This window comes from Streptomyces racemochromogenes (assembly GCF_039535215.1).
In the GTDB taxonomy this organism is placed as follows: Bacteria; Actinomycetota; Actinomycetes; order Streptomycetales; family Streptomycetaceae; genus Streptomyces; species Streptomyces racemochromogenes.
On record NZ_BAAAWT010000001.1, the window covers coordinates 5,928,430 to 5,949,158 of the forward strand.

Sequence of the window (20,729 nt, forward strand, 5' to 3'; positions counted from 1 at the left end):
GACCGGACGCCATGGCTCAGTGGACCTCAGCGGTCGGTGCCGCACAGCTCGCCCGGCTCATCGGCTCCCAACAGGACCGGCCCGCGCCGCCCGGCGCCCGCAAGCCGCCCGCGTACCGCACCCTCGCCGACGGCATCCGGCTGCTCGTCCTGGAGGGCCGCGTGCCCGTCGCCGCCCGGCTGCCCGCCGAGCGGGAGCTGGCCGCCGCCCTGTCGCTCAGCCGCACCACCGTCGCCGCCGCGTACGAGGCCCTGCGCGGGGAGGGCTTCCTGGAGTCCCGCCGGGGCGCGGGCAGCTGGACCTCCGTACCGGCCGGGAACCCGCTGCCGGCCCGCGGCCTGGAGCCGCTGCCCCCCGAGTCCCTCGGCTCGATGATCGACCTGGGCTGCGCCGCCCTCCCGGCCCCCGAGCCCTGGCTGACCAAGGCCGTCCAGGGCGCCCTGGAGGAACTCCCGCCCTACGCGCACACCCACGGGGACTACCCGGCGGGCCTGCCCGCGCTGCGCCGGATGCTCGCCGACCGCTACACCGAGCGGGGCATCCCCACCATGCCCGAGCAGATCATGGTCACCACCGGCGCGATGGGCGCCATAGACGCCATCTGCAGCCTCTTCGCCGGCCGGGGCGAGCGGATCGCCGTGGAGTCCCCCTCCTACGCCAACATCCTCCAGCTGATGCGCGCCGCCGAGGCCCGCCTCGTGCCGGTGGCGATGGGGCCGGGGCTGACCGGCTGGGACATGGACGTCTGGCGGCAGGTGCTGCGCGACTCGGCCCCCCGCCTGGCCTACGTCGTCGCCGACTTCCACAACCCGACCGGCGCCCTGGCCTCGGAGGACAGGCGCCGCGCGATGGTCGAGGCGGCCCGCTCCGCCGGGACCGTGCTGATCGCCGACGAGACCATGGCCGAACTCCGGCTGGACCCGGACCTCGTCATGCCCCGCCCGGTCTGCTCCTTCGACCCGGCCGGCTCCACGGTGATCACCGTCGGCTCCGCCAGCAAGGCCTTCTGGGCGGGCATGCGGATCGGCTGGGTCCGCGCGGCCCCCGACGTCATCCGCAGCCTGGTCGCCGCACGGGCGTACGCGGACCTGGGCACCCCGGTGCTGGAACAGCTCGCGGTGAACTGGCTGATGCGCACCGGCGGCTGGGAGGAGGCTGTCGGGATGCGCCGCGCCCAGGCCCGGGAGAACCGGGACGCGCTGGTCGGGGCGGTGCGCCGGGAGCTGCCGGACTGGGAGTACGAGGTGCCCGGCGGCGGGCTCACGCTGTGGGCCCGGGCCGGCGGCCTGTCCGGGTCGCGGCTGGCCGAGGTGGGGGAGCGGGTCGGCGTCCGCGTCCCCTCGGGGCCCCGGTTCGGCGTGGACGGGGCTTTCGAGGGCTACGTCCGGCTGCCGTTCACGGTCGGCGGGCCGGTGGCCGAGGAGGCCGCCGCCCGCCTGGCCGCCGCGGCCCGGCTGGTCGGCACGGGCGCGGGCGGTGGCGGGGCGGAGCCCCCGCGCACCTTCGTCGCGTAGGGAGGCCCCGGCGGGCCTCCCTACGGTGTCTCGGCCGGGACCTCCGGGGCCTGCGAGGCGTCGATCGAGGAGGGCTGCGGCTGGACCTGGAGCGGCCTGCACGGCACCGGCGGCCCCTCGCCGCCCCGGCCCGGCGCCTGCCGCTCCGGCAGCAGTTCCAGCACCGCCTGCCGGTGGGCGGGGTGCGCGGCGTCGTCGTACGGGTCCGGCGTGGCCGGCACCTGGAGGCGGTGCACGGGGCCGGTGCCGAGCCGGGCGTACCCCCGGCCCGGCGGCAGCTGGGGCGGCGGGGTGGTGTGCGGCGGCAGCCCCAGCACGTCGGCGACCTGCTGGACCGGGGCGGGCCCCAGGACGACCCGGGCGCGGGTGTGCTGCCAGACGGCGTCGTTCAGCAGCTCCAGGTGGTCGAAGTGCTCGGCGACGACCACCGTGACGTGCGCGGCGCGTCCGTGCCGCAGCGGCACCTGCAACGGGGCGAGCGGGTCCGGGCGCCCGTCGGCCGCGGCCAGGTGCGCGAGCACGCTGGGCCGGTCCAGCAGGATCCACAGCGGGCGCCGGGAGTCCTCGGGCGCGGGGCGGTCCGCCTCCCGCGCCCGGTGCGTGGCGATCAGCCGCCGCTCGGTCTCGTGCGCCGCCCACTCGACGGACGCCAGCGCCCCCGCGGGGCCGCACTCGACGGCGAGCACGCCGGCCCGGCCGGCCAGGCACGCGTACTCGCCGCTGCCGCCGCCCTCGACGATCATCACGTCACCGCCCTGGCCCAGCGCCTGGAGGGCGATCGAGCGCAGCAGGGTGGAGGTGCCGCTGCCGGGCTGGCCGACGGCCAGCAGGTGCGGTTCGGCGGAGCGCGGTCCGGTGCGCCAGATCACGGGCGGCACGTCGGCCGGCTCTTCCCCCTCCAGTACGGGAACGGTGCGCTGCACGCCGCCGGGGTCGGTGAAGCCGAGGACGGTCTCGCCCGGCGAGGTCACGAAGCGCTGGGCGGCGATGTCTGTGGGCAGCGCGGCCAGCACCCGCAGGTCGAGCTGGTTTCCCTCCTCGTCCCAGTCGAAGAGGTACTCCCGCCCGCGCCCGGCCTTGGCGTGCAGCAGGGCCTCGATCCGGGCCCGCGAGGCGGTCTCGCCGTCGGTGAAGTAGGCGGGGTAGCGGATGCGGAGCCGGCTCACCCGGCCCGCGCCGTCGAACTCGTAGCCGCTGAAGGCCTCCTCCCAGGCCCCGCCGTGGGAGAACAGCGGGCTGGGGTCCTCGGGGGCGGAGAAGTACGGCACCAGCGCCTCGTACAGCGAGCGCAGCCGCTCGGCCTCCGCGTCGCCGGGTCCGGCGACGGCCGGGGACCGGTCGCGCCCGTGCCAGGCGGCGGCCGCCATGACGCTGATCAGCGCGCCGAGGGGGCCGTAGGGGACGATCGCGACCACGAGGACGCAGGCAGCCCCGAGGAACAGTGCCGGACCCCGCTTGTCCTTCGGGGTCGCCGCCCATCTGCGCCGCCCGGCGGCGGCCAGGACCCGCAGGCCGCGCCCGATGACGATGAGCGGGTGGAGCACGTCGGTGGCGTTGTCGGCAGCCGTGCGGGCGAGGTCGCGGCCCCGGGTGAGCGACGCGGTGCCGCTGGTGAGGATGCGGGGGAGGGGGCGCCGGGCCACGGTCGTCTCCTGGAGTGGTCGTGGTGCGGGACGGTGGCGTCAGGGCCCGGGCGGTGGCGGGCTGGGCGGAACCCAGGCGGCCGAGGCCGCGGGCCTGATCGTGAAGGGCCCGTGCGGGGCCGGAGCCCCGGCGGGGCCGGCACCCGTGCGGGCCTGGAGCCGGGGCGGGCCCGGAGCCGGAGCGGGCCTGGAGCTCGAGCGGGCTAGAGCTTGATCCCGCCGAGCAGGCTCGCGAGGCTCGCCGTACTGGCCGTGATGCTCGGGGCGATGGCGGAGCCGGCCAGGAAGAAGCCGAACAGCCCGCAGACGAACGCGTGCGTCAGCTTCATCCCGTCCTTCTTGAAGAACAGGAAGCAGATGATGCCGAGCAGGACGACACCTGAGATGGACAGGACCATGTGACGTTCTCCTGTTGAGTCGAGGCTCCTGGTGGGTGGGTACGGTCACCATCAGTTGTTCCAGGCTCACAGGAAGTATCAATGCGATAAAAGGTGCATACGGGTGAATCCTGGCTTTTTTCACTTGACCGGCCGCGCCTGACTGGCGCGGCCGCCGCTCACGGTGTGGGAGGCGCAGCCGCCAGGCCATCCTTGCCTCGGACCGCCCCCGTCATGTCCCCGAGCGGGCGCTACCCTGGCGATTCACCCGTACGGACGCAGTGCCGTGCGCCGTCCTGCCCTCCCGGCCTGGGGAAACTCCTTCCGGGGGCGGACAAGCCGACAAGCCGGAGACGAAAGGCGGTACGACCGATGAGCGAGCACCAGGACGCCCCCGACGAGGACGTCGTCGAACTGGCCGGCAAGATCTTCGACCTCGCCCGTCAGGGTGAGGCCGCGACGCTGGCCGCCTACCTGGACGCCGGGGTTCCGGCCAATCTCACCAACGACCGCGGCGACACCCTCGTCATGCTCGCCGCCTACCACGGCCACGCCGACGCCGTCACGGCCCTGCTGGAGCGCGGCGCCGAGGCGGACCGCGCCAACGACCGGGGCCAGACCCCCCTCGCCGGCGCCGTCTTCAAGGGCGAGGAGGCAGTCATCCGCGCGCTGCTCGCCGGCGGGGCCGATCCCCACGCCGGAACCCCCTCCGCCGTGGACACGGCGCGCATGTTCAACAAGGCCGACCTGCTGGAACTCTTCGGAGCCAAGTAGTCCGCTTTTTCCGGGGCGCCGACCGGCCCCGACGGGCCCCGCCACCTCACGGCTTGGTCACGGCGCCCTTAAATGTGGTCGCGGCGCACAAACCGCCTGGGTCATCATGGCGACGGATTCGATTCGCGGACATGACGGACGGGCAGGACCGGGCTGGACACGACGGGTGCCCACCCCCACCCCTGCCGCACCGGCCGCCGTGGTCGCGAAGCACCGACGAGAGTGAGAAGGCAATGGTCTACATCGAGCTGAACCAGACGGCGGACGTCCTCACATGCTGTTACGCGGCTCTGTGAATCCCGATTCCCGGTCGCGTCCCCAGCTTGATTTGAGGCCACTCCCATGTTCGAACCAGTCATAGCGCCGAGCGGTACCCTGCTCGGGCTCCTCCAGCGCGGCCGCGGCGACGGCACGCTGCACGCCCTTGCCGCGCCCAGGTCCGAGGCCCTCGCGGCACTCAACCAGTGCGTCCTGCGCGACCCGCGCCAGGACTGGCAGGTCGAGAACCGCTCCCTCTACTACGCCCGCTTGTACCTGGACCTCGACGGCCCCCTCGGCGAGATCGAGGCCCACCTGTTCGGCGCGGACGACCTCTTCGACGAAGAGGACCACCGGACCGGCCTCGCCCTGTCCGTCCTCGGCCACCTCGCCTCGTACGGCCGCGACGACGCCCTCATGCTGCTGCGCCGCTACGCCGCCTCCGGGGCCAACTGGGCCTGGGCGCTCGACGAGCTCGCCCTGCGCGACGACGACGCGGGACTGCGCTCCCTCGCCGCACCCGTCCTCGCCCGGTTCCCCGCCACCCCCGAGGGCGAGGCGCGGCTGGCCGCCGCCGTCCGCGACGCCTACGAGCCCCGCCCGTGGGCCCTGTGGGAGGAGTCGCCCCTCTACGCGGAACGCCTGCGCGCGGCCCGCCAGCAGGGCTCCTTCGACCGCTGGCAGCGCCAGATGACCCCCAGCGGCCCCCGCCCCGGCTGGGGCGTCCAGGCCGTCTTCGACTGGGCCGCCGACGGGCTGCGCCGGGGCACCCCGCTCCACGTGCCCGCCGCGCGCTGCCTCGCCGCCGTGGCCGCCCCCGAGGACCGGCCCGCCATCCTCGCGGCCGCCGCCGGAGCCTGCGGCGAGGCCGCCCGGGCCACCGCCCTGCACCACCTGGTCCTCGCGGAGCCGGAGAACCCGGCCGTCCTGGACCTCGTCGAAGCCGCCGGGGACGAGCCCGCCGTGGCCGCCTACGAGCGCATGTGCGGCCCCGCCGCCCTCGACCGGGCCCGGCTCTGGGTCCACCGCCCCGACGCCCTCGGAGCGGCCGCCGCGGCCCTCCTGGCGGCCCGCGGCGGCGCCGACGACGCCGGACTGGTCCTCGGCGCCCTGCGCAACACCGTCCGCGGCGCCGGCCCGGACTCCGTCCGCCTCTTCGCGCTGGTCGACGGCGCGGGCCGGCTCTCCATCGGCTGCGCCGCCCCCGTCCTGCGGCACGTCTACCGCGAGACGGCCTCCTCCCACCTGCGCGGGCGCGCCGCCCGGGCCCTGGCCGCCACCGACCCCACCTTCGCGGCGGGCTTCGCTGTCGAATGCCTCTGGGACTGCGAGGAGACCACCCGCGAGGTCGCGGCCCGCCACGCGGAGACCGCCGACGCCCGCGTGGCCCCCCGGCTGCGCCGCCTGGCGGCGGACCCGGCGGAGGAGGAAGACGTCCAGTCGGCGGTCCGCAGCCGCATCACCCCCGAGTCAGCGGTCTAACCCCGGCCCCGGCCCCGGGCCCCGGCCCGAGGGGGAGCGCGGCGCGCGGGTGCGGCCCGCGGGCCGGGGGCCTGACCCCGGAGCCCCGTGTGACGGGTGCGGGCGGGGTCAGCTGCGCGGGGCTGTCCCCTACCCGCCCTTCGCCCGTTCCCCGGGGCTGCGCCCCGGACCCCCTGGGGGCTCCGCCCCCAGACCCCCGCGCCTCAAACGCCGGCGGGGCTGTAAGTTGCCGGCGGGGCTGGATTTCGCACAGCGAAATTCCAGCCCGCGCGGCGTTTGAGCGCACCGGGCGCGCAGCGCCCGGTCTTCCAGCCCCGCCGGCGTTTGAGGCGCGGGGTCAGGGGCAGCGCCCCTGGGAACGGTGGAAGGGCGGGTAGGGGACCTCGCCCCGCGCAGCGGCCCACCCGGCCGCGGACGACCCACCGGCCCCGGCCACGGAGCCCAGCCCCGCCCCACACCAGACGGCCGGAGGCCGGCGCGGCGGGCCACCCGGCCGCGGACGACCCCGCGGCGCCCGGCCCCGCCCCGTACCCGACGGCCGGCGCGGCGGCGCGAAGCCACGCGGAGCGGCCCGGTCCGGCGGTCCGGCGGGGCCGGCGCGGCGGTGCGGCGGGGCCGCGCGGCGGTGCGGCGGGGCGGAGCCGCGTGGGGCGGCCCCGCACGGCGGGACGGGGGCCGGGGAGGGCCCGACAGGGGCGCGTGCGCGAGTGGCGGCGGTCAGGGACGGGCCGGCACGAAGCGGAGACCGAGGCCCGGGCGGGCCTGGGCGGCGGCGTCCAGGGCCACTCCCGCGGGGACGACGCCGACGACCGGGTAGCCGCCCGTCACCGGATGGTCGGCCAGGAAGACCACCGGCAGCCCGTCCGGCGGCACCTGCACCGCCCCCAGCACCATCCCCTCGCTCGGCAGCTCCCCGCCCCGCACGCGGGCCAGCGCCGGGCCCCCTTCCGTGCGCAGGCCGATCCGGTTCGACGCCGGGGACACCCGGTACGCCGAGGACAGCAGCGTCGCCAGCGAAGCCCCCGTGAACCAGTCCGCCCGCGGCCCGAGCCGCAGCGGCAGCACCAGCTCCGCCGTCGGCACCCCCGCAGGGGCCACCGCGTCGGCGGACGGCACCGGGTCCGGGCCCGGCGGGCCGACCTCCAGCACCGACCCCGCCACCGGCACCGGCGGGCCGAGCCCCGACAGCAGGTCCGTCGCGCGGCTCCCCAGCACCGCCGGCGCAGCCAGACCTCCCCGGACGGCGACGTAGCTGCGCAGCCCCGGCTCCGCCCGGCCCACGTCCAGCTCCGCCCCCGCGCGCAGCCACACCGGCGCACCCCAGGCCGCCGGGCGCCCGCAGACGCGTACGGCACAGGGAGCGCCCGTCACGGCCACCGTCACCGGGGCCAGTGCGCGCACCCGCACCCCGTCCAGGGTGGTCTCCAGCGCGGCGGCGCCCGCCGGGTTGCCGACGAGCCGGTTGGCCAGCGCGTACGCCCCCGTGTCCAGCGCCCCCGAGCGGGGCACGCCCAGGTGCGCGTACCCGGGGCGGCCCGCGTCCTGGACGGTGGTCAGCGCCCCCGCCCGCAGCACCAGCAGCCCGCTCACGCCGCCCCCGCCTCCTCGAACCGCACCCGCACCCCGGGCGCGAACAGCGCCGCCGGCTCCCGGGCGGGGTCCCACAGCACCGCGTCGGTGGAGCCGATCAGCTGCCAGCCGCCGGGGGAGGAGCGCGGGTACACCCCCGCGTACTCCCCGGCCAGCGCCAGCGACCCCGCCGGGACCGCCGTGCGGGGCGTCGCCCGGCGGGGCAGCCACAGCCGCTCCGGCAGCCCCGTCAGGTAGCCGAAGCCGGGCGCGAACCCGCAGAAGGCCACCCGGAAGACGATCCCCCCGACCAGCTCCGCCACCTCCCGCTCCGCGACGCCCCACGCGGCCGCCGCCTCCGCCAGGTCGGGCCCGTCGTACCGCACCGGCACGGTGACCAGCGGCCCCTCCGCCTCCGCGAGCGGCGGCACCTCCCAGCCCGCGATCCGCGCCGCCAGCGCGCCCGGCTCCCGGACCCCGTCCAGCAGCACCGTCCGCGCGGCCGGCACGACCTCCCGTACGCCGCCCAGCTCGCCCGCGTCCCGGCGGCGCAGCAGCTCGGCGTGGAGCGCGGCGACCTCCCCGGCGGTGTCCACCTCGACCAGCAGGGCCTCCCTGCCCACCACCAGCGTCCTCACGCGAAGGCCTCCACCCGCACCCCGGCCGCCTCCAGCGCCTCCCGCACCCGCCGGGCCAGCCCCGCCGCCCCGGGGGTGTCCCCGTGCAGGCACAGCGAGCGCGCCGGCACCGCCACCGGGGACCCGTCGGACGCCGTCACCGACCGCTCGGCGGCCATCCGCACCGCCCGCCCGGTCACCGCGTCCGGATCGTGCAGCACCGCCCCCGGCTCCCCGCGCGGCACCAGCGTCCCCCGCGGGGTGTACGCCCGGTCGGCGAAGGCCTCCGGCACGGCCTCCAGCCCCGCCTCCGCGGCCGCCCCCAGCAGCAGCGACCCGGGCAGGCCCAGCACCGGCAGCCCGGCCTCCCCGGCGGCCAGCCGGACCCCGGCGACCACCGCGGCGGCCTGGGCGGCGTCGTGCACCGTGCGGTTGTACAGCGCACCGTGAGGCTTCACGTACGACACCCGGGAGCCGGCCGCCCGCGCGAACACCTCCAGCGCCCCGATCTGGTAGGCCACCTCCGCCGCCAGCTCTCCGGACGGCACGTCCATCGACCGCCGCCCGAAGCCCGCCAGGTCCCGGTACGAGACCTGCGCGCCAATCCGTACGCCCCGCTCGGCGGCCAGCTCGCAGACCCGGCGCATGATCGACGGATCGCCCGCGTGGAAGCCGCAGGCCACGTTGGCGCTCGTGACCACCGACAGCAGTGCCGCGTCGTCGGTCAGCGTCCAGCGCCCGAAGCCCTCGCCCAGGTCGGCGTTCAGGTCGATCAGAGGTGTGATCATGGAAGCCATGCGGTGAGGGTAGAACAGCCCCCGCCGCCCCACCCATCGGGGACGGTCCGGCGGAAACCATGCCGTTTGGGTTGTTGTCCGCGACACCGCCTACTCTTTCCGACGTGACTCTCCCAGCCCCGGCGAAACCCCTTCCGTCCCCGGCGCCGGGCCCGGCCGCCGACGAGGGCCTCGCCCGGCGGCTCCGCGCCCTGGCCTGCACCGCCCCGCTGCACGACCTCGACGTACGCAAGGCCAACCTGGCCGGCGAGTACGGGGTCTACGCGATGGCGGAGGTCGCGCTGTCCGCGATCGACCTCGTCACGCTCAACATGGACTTCGACACCGGCGCCGACCACGAGCAGATAGTGCTCCGGATGCTGCCGCGCGTCGCCGCCCAGGCCCCCCGGCGGCCGGCCGCCGAACACGAGCGGGTCGCCCGCTGGGTCCTGGAGAACCTGATCAACGTCGGCAGCGTGGACCGCGGCTTCCGCGCGGTCTACGGCACGTTCGGCCCCGACGGGGTCTACGTCCGCCGGGACTACGACTTCAAGCTGATCGAGGAGGTCCCCGGCCACGGCGGCGCGGTCTACCTGCGCACCACCGACGAGGCGGTCAACGTCCTGGTCGGCGCCCTCGACACGGACGTCACCAGCGCCCAGATCGCCGCCGAGGTCAAGCTGGAGGTGCTGATCAGCCGGGGCCGGCTGGCCGACGCCCAGCTCGCCGCCGAACAGGCCCGCTACCGCACCGTCCAGTACGCCGAGACCCTGCGCCGCACCCTCGACGCGACCCGGCGCAACGTCCGCGCGGTCGACTGGCTCCAGGCCGTCCCCGACATGATCGCCGAGGCCCTCGACCACGTCGCCGACCGCTACCGGCACGAGAACGCGATCCTCACCAACATCCGCAGGGCCCGCGACGAGGCCGAGGACCCCGAGAACAAGCGGCGCGCCGCGGAGCTCGTCGACATCGTCAAGGACTGCATCCGCCGGCACACCCAGCTCCAGTCGCGGCTGCTGGACGCCGGCCCGCTCTTCCGCGCCGAGCAGGACCGCCAGGCCTTCGCCGCACCCGCCCCGCGCTCCGGGATCGACCTGTACGGCCAGCTCGTGGCACCCCTGATGCCGCTGCCGCTGGAGCAGGCCACCCGGGTCACCGACGCCTTCTTCGCCGCCGGCACCGGCCTGCGCACCCCCGTCTCGGTACGGGTCGCCGACCTGGTGGACATACTCCTCACCCCGCCCGTGGAACGGGAGCACCTCGGCGCGGAGATGCCCGAGCCGGACCTCATCGCCACCCCGGACGACAGCCGCTTCAGCGAGGAGCAGCTCGCCGCCGCGACCCAGCTCCTGGACCTGCCGCACGACGCCCCGCGCCGGCTCTCCGGCCTCCTCGCCGAGGCCCGCCGCGACGACCCCGACCTCCCGTACCTGGTCGCCCTGCTCGCCGTCCACGCGGCGAGCCCCGCGGTGGGCACGGCGTACCGGCAGGGCGAGGAGCGGCTGCTGTTCGCGGTGGACGACGGCACGCGGCTCGACGACCCGGAGTTCGGCGGCGCCGACCTGATCGTCGGCACGGCCCTCCTGGACGCGGCGGGCATGGCGGCGGACCGCTCGGAGTCGGTATGACCCCGCCGGTTCCGCAGCCCGCCCCCCTCCCGGTGCCGGCCCCCACGCCCGCGACCCCCCAGACCAGGACCCCGAAGTCCCGGGCCCACACCCGGATCGCCCGGGCCTGCGTCCGGAACTCTCGGGCGTGCACCCTCGACATCCGGGCCCGCACCCCGAAGTCCCGGGCCGGCACCCCGAACACCCTGGCCGGCACCCCGAACGGCCAGGCCCGCACCCCGAAGTCCCGGGCCGGCACCCCGAACACCCAGACCCGCACCCGGAACACCCGCACCCGGAACACCCGCACCACCGAGGAGACCCGCCCGTGAGCGACCACCACGCCGAGCACACCGCGTGGAGCGAGCCCGACGGCCCGTCGGTCCCCGCCGCGCCCGCACCGGCCGCCCCCGCCCCCGGAGGGTCCCTCACCCCGGCCGACGCCGCCGACGCGGCCCGGCTCGTCGGGTTCGGGCTCCAGCCCAAGCTGCTCCCCGCCCGCGACGCCGAGTACGCCGAGCTGCTGCGCCGCTACCGCGAGGACCCCGCCTTCGGGCGGCTCGCCGACGCCGTCGCCACCGGCCTCGGCCTCGTCGTCCTGGAGGTGTCCCCGCGCGCCGGGATGGCCGTCGCCGCCGGCGAGGACTCCGTCTTCGCCGTCCGCATGGGCGACTACGCCCGCCGCACCTCCGCCGACGGCGGCGACCGCTTCCTGCACGGCCTCGCCCACCTCGCCGTCGCCGCCCTCGCCTTCCCCCGCCCGGAGGACCTCGCCGACGACGGCTACATCGGCCGCATCACCGTCAACGGCGTCGACGCCTTCGTCCGCCAGACCTGCCGCCGCCTGGAGGAGCGCGCCGAGGAGCTCGGCGAGAACACCGACCCGGCCTCCGACGCCCCCGGCCTGGAGGCCGCCTGGCGGGTCTACGCCCGCCGCAGCGCGACCGGCGCCACCAAGGACGCCCGCCGCCTGGCCGGCTCCACCACCGGCATCGTCGGCAAGGCCGCCGCCTTCCTCACCGAGTCCGGCTTCCTCCAGCGCACCGGCGACGACTCCGGCGGCACCTACCGGACCACCCCCCGCTACCAGCTCCAGGTCCGCGACATGGCGGGCACTGCGGCCATGGCCGAACTCCTGGAACTGGGCGTGGTCCCCGTCAGCGACGGCTCCGCCACCCTCCTGCCGCCGCCCGAGGGCGACGACCTGGAACTCGCGGCCGACGCCGGCCTGCCGTTCCACGCCTGACCCGCCCCAGAGCCCCCGTACCGAGACACACCGAGAAGCAACGAGAGTCCGCCGCCATGTACGAGCTGTCCCGGATCCGCCTCTACTCCATCGGGCCCGCCGGCGCACGCTACGCCGACACCGTGCTCGACCTGCGCGGAGTCGGCGAGCCGGTGCCCCACCCGGCGCCCACCCAGGCGGAGTTCTTCGAGGACGAGCCCACCGGACCGCCGCGGCGCCCCGCGCCCGCCGGCGTGCTCTTCCTGGAGAACGGCGGCGGCAAGTCCGTCCTCCTCAAGCTGATCTTCTCGGTGATGCTCCCCGGCCACCGCAACACCCTGGGCGGCGCCAGCTCCGGCGTACTGCGCAAGTTCCTCCTCGCCGACGACTGCGGCCACGTCGCCCTGGAATGGCAGCACACCCAGACCGGCGAGTGCGTCGTCGTCGGCAAGGTCAGCGAGTGGCGCGGCCGCCAGGTCTCCAACGACCCCCGCAAGTTCGCCGAGGCCTGGTACTCCTTCCGCCCCGGCCCGGGCCTGAGCCTGGACAACCTCCCCGTCGCCGAGGCCACCTCCGTCCGGCCGCCCGTCGAGGGCGCCTCCGGCGCCCAGGGCCGCCGCCGCACGATGAAGGGCTTCCGCGACGCGATCACCGAGGCGGGCAAGGCGTACCCGCACCTGGAGGTGTACTGGGAGGAGATCCACGACCGCTGGAACGAGCACCTCACCGAACTCGGCCTGGACCCCGAGCTCTTCCGCTACCAGCGCGAGATGAACGCCGACGAGGGCGAGGCCGCCGGCCTCTTCGCGGTCAAGAAGGACTCCGACTTCACCGACCTCCTCCTGCGCGCCGTCACCGACACCCGCGACACCGACGGCCTCGCCGACCTCGTCCACGGCTTCGGCAACAAGCTCGGCCGCCGCGCCGAGCTGATGGCCGAACGCGACTTCACCGCCGGCTCCGTGGACCTCCTGAACCGGATCGTGGAGGCCGCCGAGACCCGCTCCCGGCTCCGCGACGTCCACGCGGGCGCCGAGCGCCGCACCCGCACGCTCGCCCGCCGGCTGTCCGCCCGCGCCTCCGAGGAACGCGGCCGCGCCGCCGACCTCGCCCAGCGGGTCACCGGCGCCGCCCACGAGGTCACCGCCGCGGAGTCCCAGCGCGCCCGCAGCGCCGCCGTCTCCGCCGAACTCGCCTACCGGCACGCCTCCCTGGCCCTGACCGTCGCCGACAAGGCCGCCGCCGCCCAGCGCCGCGAGCTCCTCGAAGCCCGCACCCTGCACTCCGCCTGGCAGGCCGCCGAGACCGTGCTGCGCCACCGCGCCGCCGCCGACCGCTCCGCCCGCGTCGCCGCGGCGATCCTGGAGGCCGAACGGGACGCCGCACCCGCGCTGGCCGCCCGCGCCACCGCCGCCGCCGAGCTGGTACGCGCCCTGCACACCGCCGCCGAACAGGGCGAACGCGCAGCCAACGAGGAGGAGGAGCGTTCCGCCGAGCTCCAGTCGCTCGGCGAGAGCGCCCACCGCGACGCCACCGCCGCCGCGACCGCCGCCCAGCGGGCCCGCAGCGAGGCCGAGCACCTGCGCGCCCGCCTCGCCGAGGTCGAGCAGGAGACCGCCGACGCCGTCCGCGCCGGCTGGCTCGACGACACCGCCCCCGACGCCGACCCGGCCCGCGCCGCGCTCGCGGCCAGCGACGCCGAGAAGGCCGCCGTGGCCGCCTGGGACGAGTCCCGCGAAGCCGCCCGCTCCGCCGCCGAGGCCGCCCGCGAGGCCGCCTCCGCGGAATCCCGCGCCGAACTCACCGCCGCGCGCGCGTCCGACGCCGCCGACGCCGCCGAGGCCGCCCACGCGGCGGAGCACCGCGCCGCCGAAGCCCTGGCCGCCTCCCCGCGCCTGGCGGAGCTCCTGGGCCTCCCGCAGGCCCCCGACACCTTCCTGCCGCGCCCGCGGGGCGGGGCAGGACCCGGTGCGCCGGCCGGGGCGGGATCCGCCCGCGCCGCCGAAGCCGGCGGCGGCGCCGCCGCGGGCACCGCCCCCTCCGGTGTACAGGGCTCTGCCGCGACCGCGGGCGCCGTGACCGCCGCCCCCGCCGGCGGCCTGAGCGTCGCCGACCTCGACCGGGGCTCCGACGAGCTGGTCCGGATCCTGGCCGACACCGTCGGCTCGGCCGAACGCCACCTGTTCGACCTGCGCACCGCCGCCGCCGACGACGCCCGCATCCTTGGCGCGCTCGGCGACGGCGGCCTGCTCCCGCCCGGCCCCGACGTCCTCGCCACCGTCGAGTACCTGGGCGAGCACGGCATCCCGGCCCTGCCCGGCTGGCGCTACCTCGCCCAGTCCGTGGACCCCGCCGACCACGCGGCCGTCCTCGCCGCCCGCCCCGAACTCGTCGACGGCGTCGTCATCACCGACCCCGACACCCACAGCCGGGCCCGCGAGGTCCTCTCGGCCGCCGCCCTGCTGCCCCGCTCCACCGTCGCCGTCGGCACGGCCGCCGCCCTGCTGGCGCCGGTCCCGCCGGCCGACGGCACCGACGCGGTGTTCCTCGTCCCGCCGAACCCGGCCATGCACGACGAGCACGCCGCCGACGAGGAACGCCACGCGCTGCGCGCCCGCGCCACCGCCCGCGACACCGAGATCCGCGAGCTGGCCTCCCGCCTCGCCGGCGACCGCGAACTCGCCGCCCGGCTCTCCTCCTGGCGCACCGGCTGCCCGCCCGGCCGCCTCGACGAACTCGCGCGGCAGGCCGCCGCCGCCCGGTCCTTCGCCGAGGAGGCCGACGCCGAACTCGCGGAGGCCCGTACCGTACGCGCCGAGGCCGACGAGGCCGCCGCCGACGCCGCCCGCGTCCGCGACGAGCGCCAGGACGCCGCCCAGCGCGCCCGCCGCGCCGCCGACGCCCTCGCCGGCCTCGCCCACCGCTTGCGCGAACGCTCCGGCTGGCAGGCCAGGGTCCGCGAACTCGCCGACGAGGCAGCCGAGTCCGAGGCCCGCGCCGAGGCCTGCCTGGCCCGCGCCCGCGCCGCCGACGAGGACCGCCGCGCCGCCCAGCGCGCCGCCGACGACGCCCGCCGCACCGCCCGCGCCCTGCGCGCCGAACGCGCCGAGATCGCCGGCGCCCCCGAGCCCCTGCCCGAGGACGACGGCAGCGCCGACAAGCACCGGCCGCCGCTGCCCGACCTCCGCGAGGCCTACCGCACCGCCTCCCAGGTCTACGAGAAGGTCGGCGTCGGCGCCGACCTGCGCGCCGAACAGGCCCGCGCCGAGGGCGACGAGAGCGCCGCCCTCGCCGAACTCGACCGCCTCACCAACAAGGTCCGCACGCGCGCCGCCCAGCTCCTCGAAGGCACCGACGGCGCCGACGGCCCCTCCCGGCAGGCCGCCGCCGCCCGCGCCGAGGCCCTCGTCCAGATGCTGGAGTCCCGCGCCTCCACCGCGAGCGAGCAGCTCGGCCGGCTGCGCGGCGAAGCCGAACGGCACGCCCCCGTCGAGGGCGAGGCGCACACCGAGCTGCCCGAGGAGCTGATCCCGGCCGACGTGGAGCAGGCCCAGGGCCTGCTGCGCACCGCCACCGCCCAGCTCGCCGCGCACTCCGCCGCCGTGGAGGCCGCCCGCGCCGCCCACGCCGACCTGCTGCGTGCCCACCGCGCCGCCGAGGACGGCGCCGGCGGCTTCGACGAGACCGCCGCCCTGCTGCGGGACCTGCTGCGCGAGCAGACCCATCCGGAGGACGAGCAGGAGCCGGTGGCCCACCCCGGCACCCTGGAGGAGGCCCGGCAGTCCGCCGCCGAGGCCCGCCGCTCCCTGCGCGGCTGCGCCGCCGACCTCTCCGCCGCCGAGTCGGCGGTGCGCGAGGCGAGCGACGTCCTGGTCCGGCACGCCAACGCCAACCGCTACGAGCAGGTACGCACCCCCGCGCGCCAGCAGATCCGGGAACTGCCCGCCTCCGCGCTGCCCGAGCACGCCGCCGCCTGGGCCGCCGCGTTCGCCCCGCGCCTGCGCGTGCTCACCGACGAGCTCGCGCAGCTGGAGCGCAACCGCGACAGCATCGTCGACCGGCTGCGCGGCCTGGTGGAATCCGCCCTGGCCACGCTCCGCTCCGCGCAGCGCCTCTCCCAGCTGCCCGAGGGCCTCGGCGAGTGGTCGGGCCAGGAGTTCCTGCGGATCCGCTTCGAGGAGCCCGACCAGGCCACCCTCACCGAGCGGCTCGGCGAGGTCATCGACGAGGCCACCCGCACGGCCGTGAAGAAGAACGCCGCCTTCGGCGAGGGCCGCCGCGACGGTATGTCCCTGCTCCTGCGCGGCGTCCAGGCGGCCCTGGAGCCCAAGGGCATCGCGGTGGAGATCCTCAAGCCCGATGCCGTGCTGCGCGCCGAGCGGGTCCCCGTCGGCCAGATGGGCGACGTGTTCTCCGGCGGCCAGCTGCTCACCGCCGCCATCGCCCTGTACTGCACGATGGCCGCGCTGCGCAGCAACGACCGCGGCCGCGACAAGCACCGGCACGCGGGCACGCTCTTCCTCGACAACCCGATCGGGCGCGCGAACGCCACGTACCTGCTGGAGCTCCAGCGGGCCGTCTCGGACGCCCTCGGCGTCCAGCTGCTGTACACCACGGGCCTCTTCGACACCACGGCCCTCGCCGAGTTCCCGCTGGTCATCCGGCTGCGCAACGACGCCGACCTGCGCGCGGGCCTGAAGTACATCAGCGTCGAGGAGCACCTGCGTCCCGGCCTGCCCCAGCAGTCCCCGGAGGGCGAGACGATCCACGGCGAGATCACCGCGACCCGCATGTTCCGCCGGGCGCCCGCCGCACAGGCCTGAGCCGCTCCGGACGCCCCCGGCCGCGGGCCGGTCACCGCTCCCCGGCGGTGACCGGCCCGCGGCCGCTCCCGGGCCGGTCAGCGCCGTCCGGAGCGCTGGTGGACCGGTATGCCCCCGGCCAGGGGAGCGGCCGCCAGGCGGCCCTCCCGGGCCGGTGTGCGGGCGCGCCACGGCTCGCGGGCGGCGCTGCTCGGCTCCGACAGGACGCCGTGGCGCTGGTTCCACATCTGCCGGGTGATCCACACGTCCAGCACCGACCAGGTGGCCACGACCGTCGCCGCTATGCCCGCCAGCACCATCGGGAAGGCCAGCCAGGACCCGGTCAGCGCGAGGAAGAACGTGATCGTGGCCTGCGTCAGCGTGACGGCCACGATCAGCACCGCCCGGACCGCCGACGACCGCACCGGGTCCGGCATCCGGCGCCGCCGGGCCGGCTCCACCACCCACAGGCCCCGCCCCGGAGCCTCGGCCGACGTGCCGTCCTCGTCGTACATCCTCATGGTCCGCTCACTCCCCGCCTCTTCTCCCGTGCTGCTGCCCGCCCTGTCTGTCAGACGACCGGAACCCCCCTCGGAGTTCCGTATACCGGACCCGGAAGGCAGAATTCCAGCCATCCATCCGGACAACGGAACTGACACCCCACCAAGTGTCATCTGCCACATATCGGGCCTGACTTGACCGGAAACATCGGACAACTGGTGATCTTCGTACGGGGGTCAGGCCGAAAACGTCCGGACACGTCTGCGAACCCGCTCCGTGGCAGTAGTAGGCTCACGCCGTTTAAATGACGGAACACCGACCTCTGACAACGGGGTTGAGCTGGGGGAGGCTGGGGAGGCCATGCGCTTTCGCGGGAAGTCCATCCGCCGGAAGATCGTGGCGTTGCTCCTGGTGCCGCTCGTCTCCCTGACCGCCCTCTGGGGCTTCTCCACGGTCATCACCGGCCGTGAGGCACTGCAACTGCTCGACGTCGCGTACGTCATCAAGAAGGTCGGCTACCCGATGGAGGACGTCGTCCGCGTCGTCCAGAAGGAACGCCGCCAGACCCTGGTCGTCCTCGGCGACCCCCGCGAGGTGGCCGCCACCGCGGAACTCACCAAGAGCCGCACCGCGACCGACACGATGGTCCGCTCCATCACCGCGAACGCCCTCGACCCCGAGGTCTCCGACGAGCTCAGCCCGCAGGCCCGCCAGCGCCTCAGGTCGATCATCGAGGCCCTCCAGGGCATCGGCGCCCTGCGCCGGTCCGTCGACCAGGGCGGGGTCAGCCCCGGCCAGGCCCTGGAGCTCTACAGCCGGCTCGTCGACCCCTGCTACGAGTTCCTGATGAACCTCCACGCACTGGAGAACGTGGAGATGGACAAGCAGGGCCGCGCCCTCGTCGGCATCACCCGCGCCCGCGAGACCCTCTCCCGCGAGGACGCGGTCATCGCCTCCGCCCTCGCCGCCGGCAACGTCCCGGCCGCCGACCTGCGCCGCGTCTCCGACTTCGCCGCCAACCGCGGCCTGCTGTACGAGTTCAACCTCGCGATCCTGCCGCCCGAAGACCGCAAGCTCTTCGAGCAGTACTGGAACGGCCCCCAGACCAAGGCCCTGCGCGATGCGGAGGAACGGTTCATCACCGGCGGCGCCGGCAAGAACCCGCGCGTCACCGCCGCCCAGTGGAACGAGGCCGCGAACAAGGTCCTCGGCGACCTCGCCACCATGGGCACCGCCGCAGGCGACCGCTACCAGAAGCGCGTGGAACCCGTCGCCGTCGGCGTGCTCGTCCAGGCCGCCGTGGCCGGCGTCCTCGGCTTCATCGCCCTCGTCTTCTCCCTCGTGATGTCCGTCCGCATCGGACGCGACCTCATCCGCGACCTGTCCCGGCTCCGCAAGGAGGCCCACGAGGCCTCCGGCGTCCGCCTCCCCAGCGTGATGCGCCGCCTCGCGGCCGGCGAGACCGTCGACGTCGAGACCGAAGCCCCCCGCCTGGAGTTCGAGAAGGACGAGGTCGGCCAGGTCGGCCTCGCCCTCAACAGCCTCCAGCGCGCCGCCGTCGAGGCCGCCGTCAAGCAGGCCGAGCTCCGTCGCGGGGTCTCCGAGGTGTTCGTCAACCTGGCCCGCCGCAACCAGGTGCTGCTGCACCGCCAGCTGACCCTGCTCGACACCATGGAACGGCGCACCGAGGACACCGAGGAACTCGCCGACCTCTTCCGCCTCGACCACATGACCACCCGCATGCGCCGCCACGCCGAAGGCCTGGTGATCCTCTCCGGCGCCGCACCCTCCCGCCAGTGGCGCAAGCCCGTCCAGCTGATGGACGTCGTACGGGCCGCCGTCGCCGAGGTCGAGGACTACGAGCGCATCGAGGTGCGGCGCCTGCCCCGCATCGGCATCGAGGGCCCGGCCGTCGCCGACGTCACCCACCTCGTCGCCGAACTTCTGGAGAACGCCACGGTGTTCTCGCCCCCGCACACCGCCGTCCAGGTCCACGGCGAACGCGTCGCGAACGGCTTCACCCTGGAGATCCACGACCGCGGCCTCGGCATGAACCCGGAGGCGCTGCTCGACGCCAACCTCCGGCTCGCCGAGACCCCCGAGTTCGAACTCTCCGACACCGACCGCCTCGGCCTCTTCGTGGTCAGCCGCCTGGCACGCCGCCACAACGTCAAGGTCGTCCTCCAGCCCAGCCCCTACGGCGGCACCACCGCGGTGGTCTTCCTCCCCGCCGACCTCCTCACCGAGGCCCCCGACACCAACGGCACCGGCATCCGCCTCGACGCCGTGAAGGGCGTCCGGGGAGTCGGGACCGGCCCCGCCAAGAGCTCCGCGCGGCCCGGCCCCACCGCCATCGACCGGGCCCCCTCGGCCCGCCCGCTGCCCACCGGCGTCCTCAACGGGCCGGTCGAGCTGGAGGGCCCCATCGGCCTCCTCGGCCTGGACGGCCTCGACGACCCCGCCGGACTCGACGAGATGGCCACCGGCATCGTCGGCCTCACCGGCGTCGGCGGCCGCCCGCCCATGGCCACCCTCGACGACGAGACCCCGCCCGGCGGCATCCCCCGCAGCGCCCTCCTCGGCTCCGCGGACCGGCCCCTCGGCGGCCACCCGCACGGCGCGGGCCACACGGAGCGCGGCGGCCCCTGGAAGCGCGACCGCGACCGCGGGCGGGAGCCCCTGGCCCCCACCGGCCCGGTCCGCGCGGAGCGCCCCCGCACGGAGCCCGCGCCCCCCGACGGCGCCCGCGCCGGCGGCGGGCCCGTGCCGTTGCCCCGGCGGCGCCCCACGCCCACCCTGGTCGCCGAGCACGGCCGCCGGGTGGAGCCCCGCCCGGCCGCCGTCAAGGCGGTCCCCGCGCCGCGCACGGGCTCCGAGGAGCCCGCGCCCGGTCCGGCCAGCCTGCCCCGCCGGGTGCGCCAGGCCAACCTCGCGCCCCAGCTCAAGAACGCCCCCGCCGCCGCCGCGGCACAGTCCCCCGAGGACCCGGTGACCGACCGGGACGCGGAGGACGTACGCACGCGCATGTCCGCCCTCCAGCGAGGCTGGACGGCGGGCCGCGACCAGCACGCACAGCAGCAGTCCGAGACCGAGGCCGGCCGCTCCGGCGCCGGTCCCGCGCACGAGAACGAAGGGGACGGTCGATGACCGCACCGCAGACCGGAAACGACACCAGGGGCCGTGGCTCCGGCCCGCTCAACTGGCTCCTCGACGAACTCGTCGACAAGGTCGGCAGCATCCGCAAGGCGGTCGTCCTCTCCGGCGACGGCCTGCCCACGGGCAGCTCGAAGGACCTCACCCGCGAGGACAGCGAGCACCTGGCCGCCGTGGCCTCCGGCTTCCACAGCCTGGCCAAGGGCGTCGGCCGGCACTTCGACTCCGGGCGGGTCCGCCAGACCGTGGTCGAACTCGACGAGGCCTTCCTCTTCGTCATGGCCGCGGGCGACGGCAGCTGCCTGGCCGTGCTCTCCGACGCCGATTCCGACGTCGGCCAGGTCGCGTACGAGATGACGCTCATGGTCAAGCGCGTAGGCGACCACCTGGCGACCGCCCCGCGTTCCGGGCAGCCAGCCGGAGGGTGA

The 20,729-nt window shown here is 76.3% G+C and carries 15 protein-coding genes; 9 read left to right on the forward strand and 6 right to left on the reverse strand.

Features of this window, described 5'->3' with window-relative positions; genetic code table 11:
* Positions 1-11: 11 nt before the first annotated feature.
* Positions 12-1,514 carry an SCO1417 family PLP biosynthesis transcription factor gene (locus ABD973_RS27320; RefSeq protein WP_125820452.1) on the forward strand — a complete coding sequence of 501 codons (1,503 nt, stop codon included), beginning with the start codon at positions 12-14 and terminating at the stop codon, positions 1,512-1,514.
* Positions 1,515-1,534: 20 nt separating this feature from the next.
* Here the strand turns inward: ABD973_RS27320 and ABD973_RS27325 are convergent, their stop codons facing one another.
* Positions 1,535-3,157 carry an ATP-binding protein gene (locus ABD973_RS27325; protein WP_125820451.1) on the reverse strand — a complete coding sequence of 541 codons (1,623 nt, stop codon included), beginning with the start codon at positions 3,155-3,157 and terminating at the stop codon, positions 1,535-1,537.
* A gap of 203 nt (positions 3,158-3,360) precedes the next feature.
* Positions 3,361-3,555, reverse strand: coding sequence for a hypothetical protein (locus tag ABD973_RS27330; protein WP_125605336.1), 195 nt, complete (start codon positions 3,553-3,555; stop codon positions 3,361-3,363).
* A 351-nt stretch (positions 3,556-3,906) separates the two neighbouring features.
* Here ABD973_RS27330 and ABD973_RS27335 point away from each other — a divergent pair, with 351 nt between their 5' ends.
* The gene (locus ABD973_RS27335) at positions 3,907-4,308 is read left to right on the forward strand and encodes an ankyrin repeat domain-containing protein (RefSeq protein WP_125605338.1); all 402 of its coding nucleotides are present in this window, start codon (positions 3,907-3,909) and stop codon (positions 4,306-4,308) included.
* A 342-nt stretch (positions 4,309-4,650) separates the two neighbouring features.
* On the forward strand, positions 4,651-6,048 hold the full coding sequence (locus ABD973_RS27340; RefSeq protein WP_345502614.1) for a HEAT repeat domain-containing protein: 1,398 nt from the start codon (positions 4,651-4,653) through the stop codon (positions 6,046-6,048).
* Positions 6,049-6,765: 717 nt separating this feature from the next.
* Here the strand turns inward: ABD973_RS27340 and ABD973_RS27345 are convergent.
* The 3 genes from ABD973_RS27345 to ABD973_RS27355 are packed head-to-tail and all read right to left on the reverse strand — an operon-like array spanning position 6,766 to position 9,010.
* Entirely contained in the window at positions 6,766-7,629 is an 864-nt protein-coding gene (locus tag ABD973_RS27345; protein ID WP_345504761.1) for a 5-oxoprolinase subunit C family protein, read from the reverse strand.
* 5 nt (positions 7,630-7,634) lie between these two features.
* The gene (locus tag ABD973_RS27350; RefSeq protein WP_125820449.1) at positions 7,635-8,255 is read right to left on the reverse strand and encodes a 5-oxoprolinase subunit B family protein; all 621 of its coding nucleotides are present in this window, start codon (positions 8,253-8,255) and stop codon (positions 7,635-7,637) included.
* Complete coding sequence (locus ABD973_RS27355) at positions 8,252-9,010, reverse strand: LamB/YcsF family protein (RefSeq protein WP_125823896.1); 759 nt, start codon at positions 9,008-9,010, stop codon at positions 8,252-8,254. The genes ABD973_RS27350 and ABD973_RS27355 overlap by 4 nt, the downstream gene beginning before the upstream one ends.
* An 80-nt stretch (positions 9,011-9,090) precedes the next feature.
* On the opposite strand from ABD973_RS27355, the gene ABD973_RS27360 reads away from it, so the two are divergent.
* Genes ABD973_RS27360 through ABD973_RS27375 form a run of 4 tightly spaced genes read left to right on the forward strand, consistent with a single transcriptional unit; the run spans position 9,091 to position 16,668 of the window.
* Positions 9,091-10,641, forward strand: a complete 1,551-nt coding sequence (locus ABD973_RS27360; RefSeq protein WP_241253169.1) for a hypothetical protein — start codon at positions 9,091-9,093, stop codon at positions 10,639-10,641.
* Positions 10,638-10,952 (forward strand): hypothetical protein, encoded by a 315-nt coding sequence (locus ABD973_RS27365; RefSeq protein WP_345502618.1) that lies wholly within the window; start codon positions 10,638-10,640, stop codon positions 10,950-10,952. The genes ABD973_RS27360 and ABD973_RS27365 overlap by 4 nt, the downstream gene beginning before the upstream one ends.
* Positions 10,949-11,866: a hypothetical protein gene (locus ABD973_RS27370; RefSeq protein WP_125820446.1), complete on the forward strand. Its 918-nt coding sequence runs from the start codon at positions 10,949-10,951 to the stop codon at positions 11,864-11,866. Before ABD973_RS27365 ends, ABD973_RS27370 begins: the two co-directional genes overlap by 4 nt.
* 56 nt (positions 11,867-11,922) lie before the next feature.
* Complete coding sequence (locus tag ABD973_RS27375; protein WP_345502620.1) at positions 11,923-16,668, forward strand: hypothetical protein; 4,746 nt, start codon at positions 11,923-11,925, stop codon at positions 16,666-16,668.
* A 77-nt stretch (positions 16,669-16,745) separates the two neighbouring features.
* On the opposite strand, the gene ABD973_RS27380 is transcribed toward ABD973_RS27375, so the two are convergent.
* Positions 16,746-17,168 (reverse strand): hypothetical protein, encoded by a 423-nt coding sequence (locus ABD973_RS27380; protein WP_241253168.1) that lies wholly within the window; start codon positions 17,166-17,168, stop codon positions 16,746-16,748.
* A gap of 340 nt (positions 17,169-17,508) precedes the next feature.
* Here ABD973_RS27380 and ABD973_RS27385 point away from each other — a divergent pair, with 340 nt between their 5' ends.
* On the forward strand, positions 17,509-20,295 hold the full coding sequence (locus ABD973_RS27385; protein ID WP_345502622.1) for a sensor histidine kinase: 2,787 nt from the start codon (positions 17,509-17,511) through the stop codon (positions 20,293-20,295).
* The gene (locus tag ABD973_RS27390; protein WP_125820443.1) at positions 20,292-20,729 is read left to right on the forward strand and encodes a roadblock/LC7 domain-containing protein; all 438 of its coding nucleotides are present in this window, start codon (positions 20,292-20,294) and stop codon (positions 20,727-20,729) included. Before ABD973_RS27385 ends, ABD973_RS27390 begins: the two co-directional genes overlap by 4 nt.

Coding starts and splice junctions, on each gene's coding strand:
- ABD973_RS27320 (WP_125820452.1), top strand. CDS start 12: ATGGCTCAGTGGACCTCAGCGGTCGGTGCCGCACAGCTCGCCCGGCTC.
- ABD973_RS27375 (WP_345502620.1), top strand. CDS start 11,923: ATGTACGAGCTGTCCCGGATCCGCCTCTACTCCATCGGGCCCGCCGGC.
- ABD973_RS27360 (WP_241253169.1), top strand. CDS start 9,091: ATGCCGTTTGGGTTGTTGTCCGCGACACCGCCTACTCTTTCCGACGTG.
- ABD973_RS27380 (WP_241253168.1), bottom strand. CDS start 17,168: ATGAGGATGTACGACGAGGACGGCACGTCGGCCGAGGCTCCGGGGCGG.
- ABD973_RS27335 (WP_125605338.1), top strand. CDS start 3,907: ATGAGCGAGCACCAGGACGCCCCCGACGAGGACGTCGTCGAACTGGCC.
- ABD973_RS27340 (WP_345502614.1), top strand. CDS start 4,651: ATGTTCGAACCAGTCATAGCGCCGAGCGGTACCCTGCTCGGGCTCCTC.
- ABD973_RS27365 (WP_345502618.1), top strand. CDS start 10,638: ATGACCCCGCCGGTTCCGCAGCCCGCCCCCCTCCCGGTGCCGGCCCCC.
- ABD973_RS27385 (WP_345502622.1), top strand. CDS start 17,509: ATGCGCTTTCGCGGGAAGTCCATCCGCCGGAAGATCGTGGCGTTGCTC.
- ABD973_RS27330 (WP_125605336.1), bottom strand. CDS start 3,555: ATGGTCCTGTCCATCTCAGGTGTCGTCCTGCTCGGCATCATCTGCTTC.
- ABD973_RS27390 (WP_125820443.1), top strand. CDS start 20,292: ATGACCGCACCGCAGACCGGAAACGACACCAGGGGCCGTGGCTCCGGC.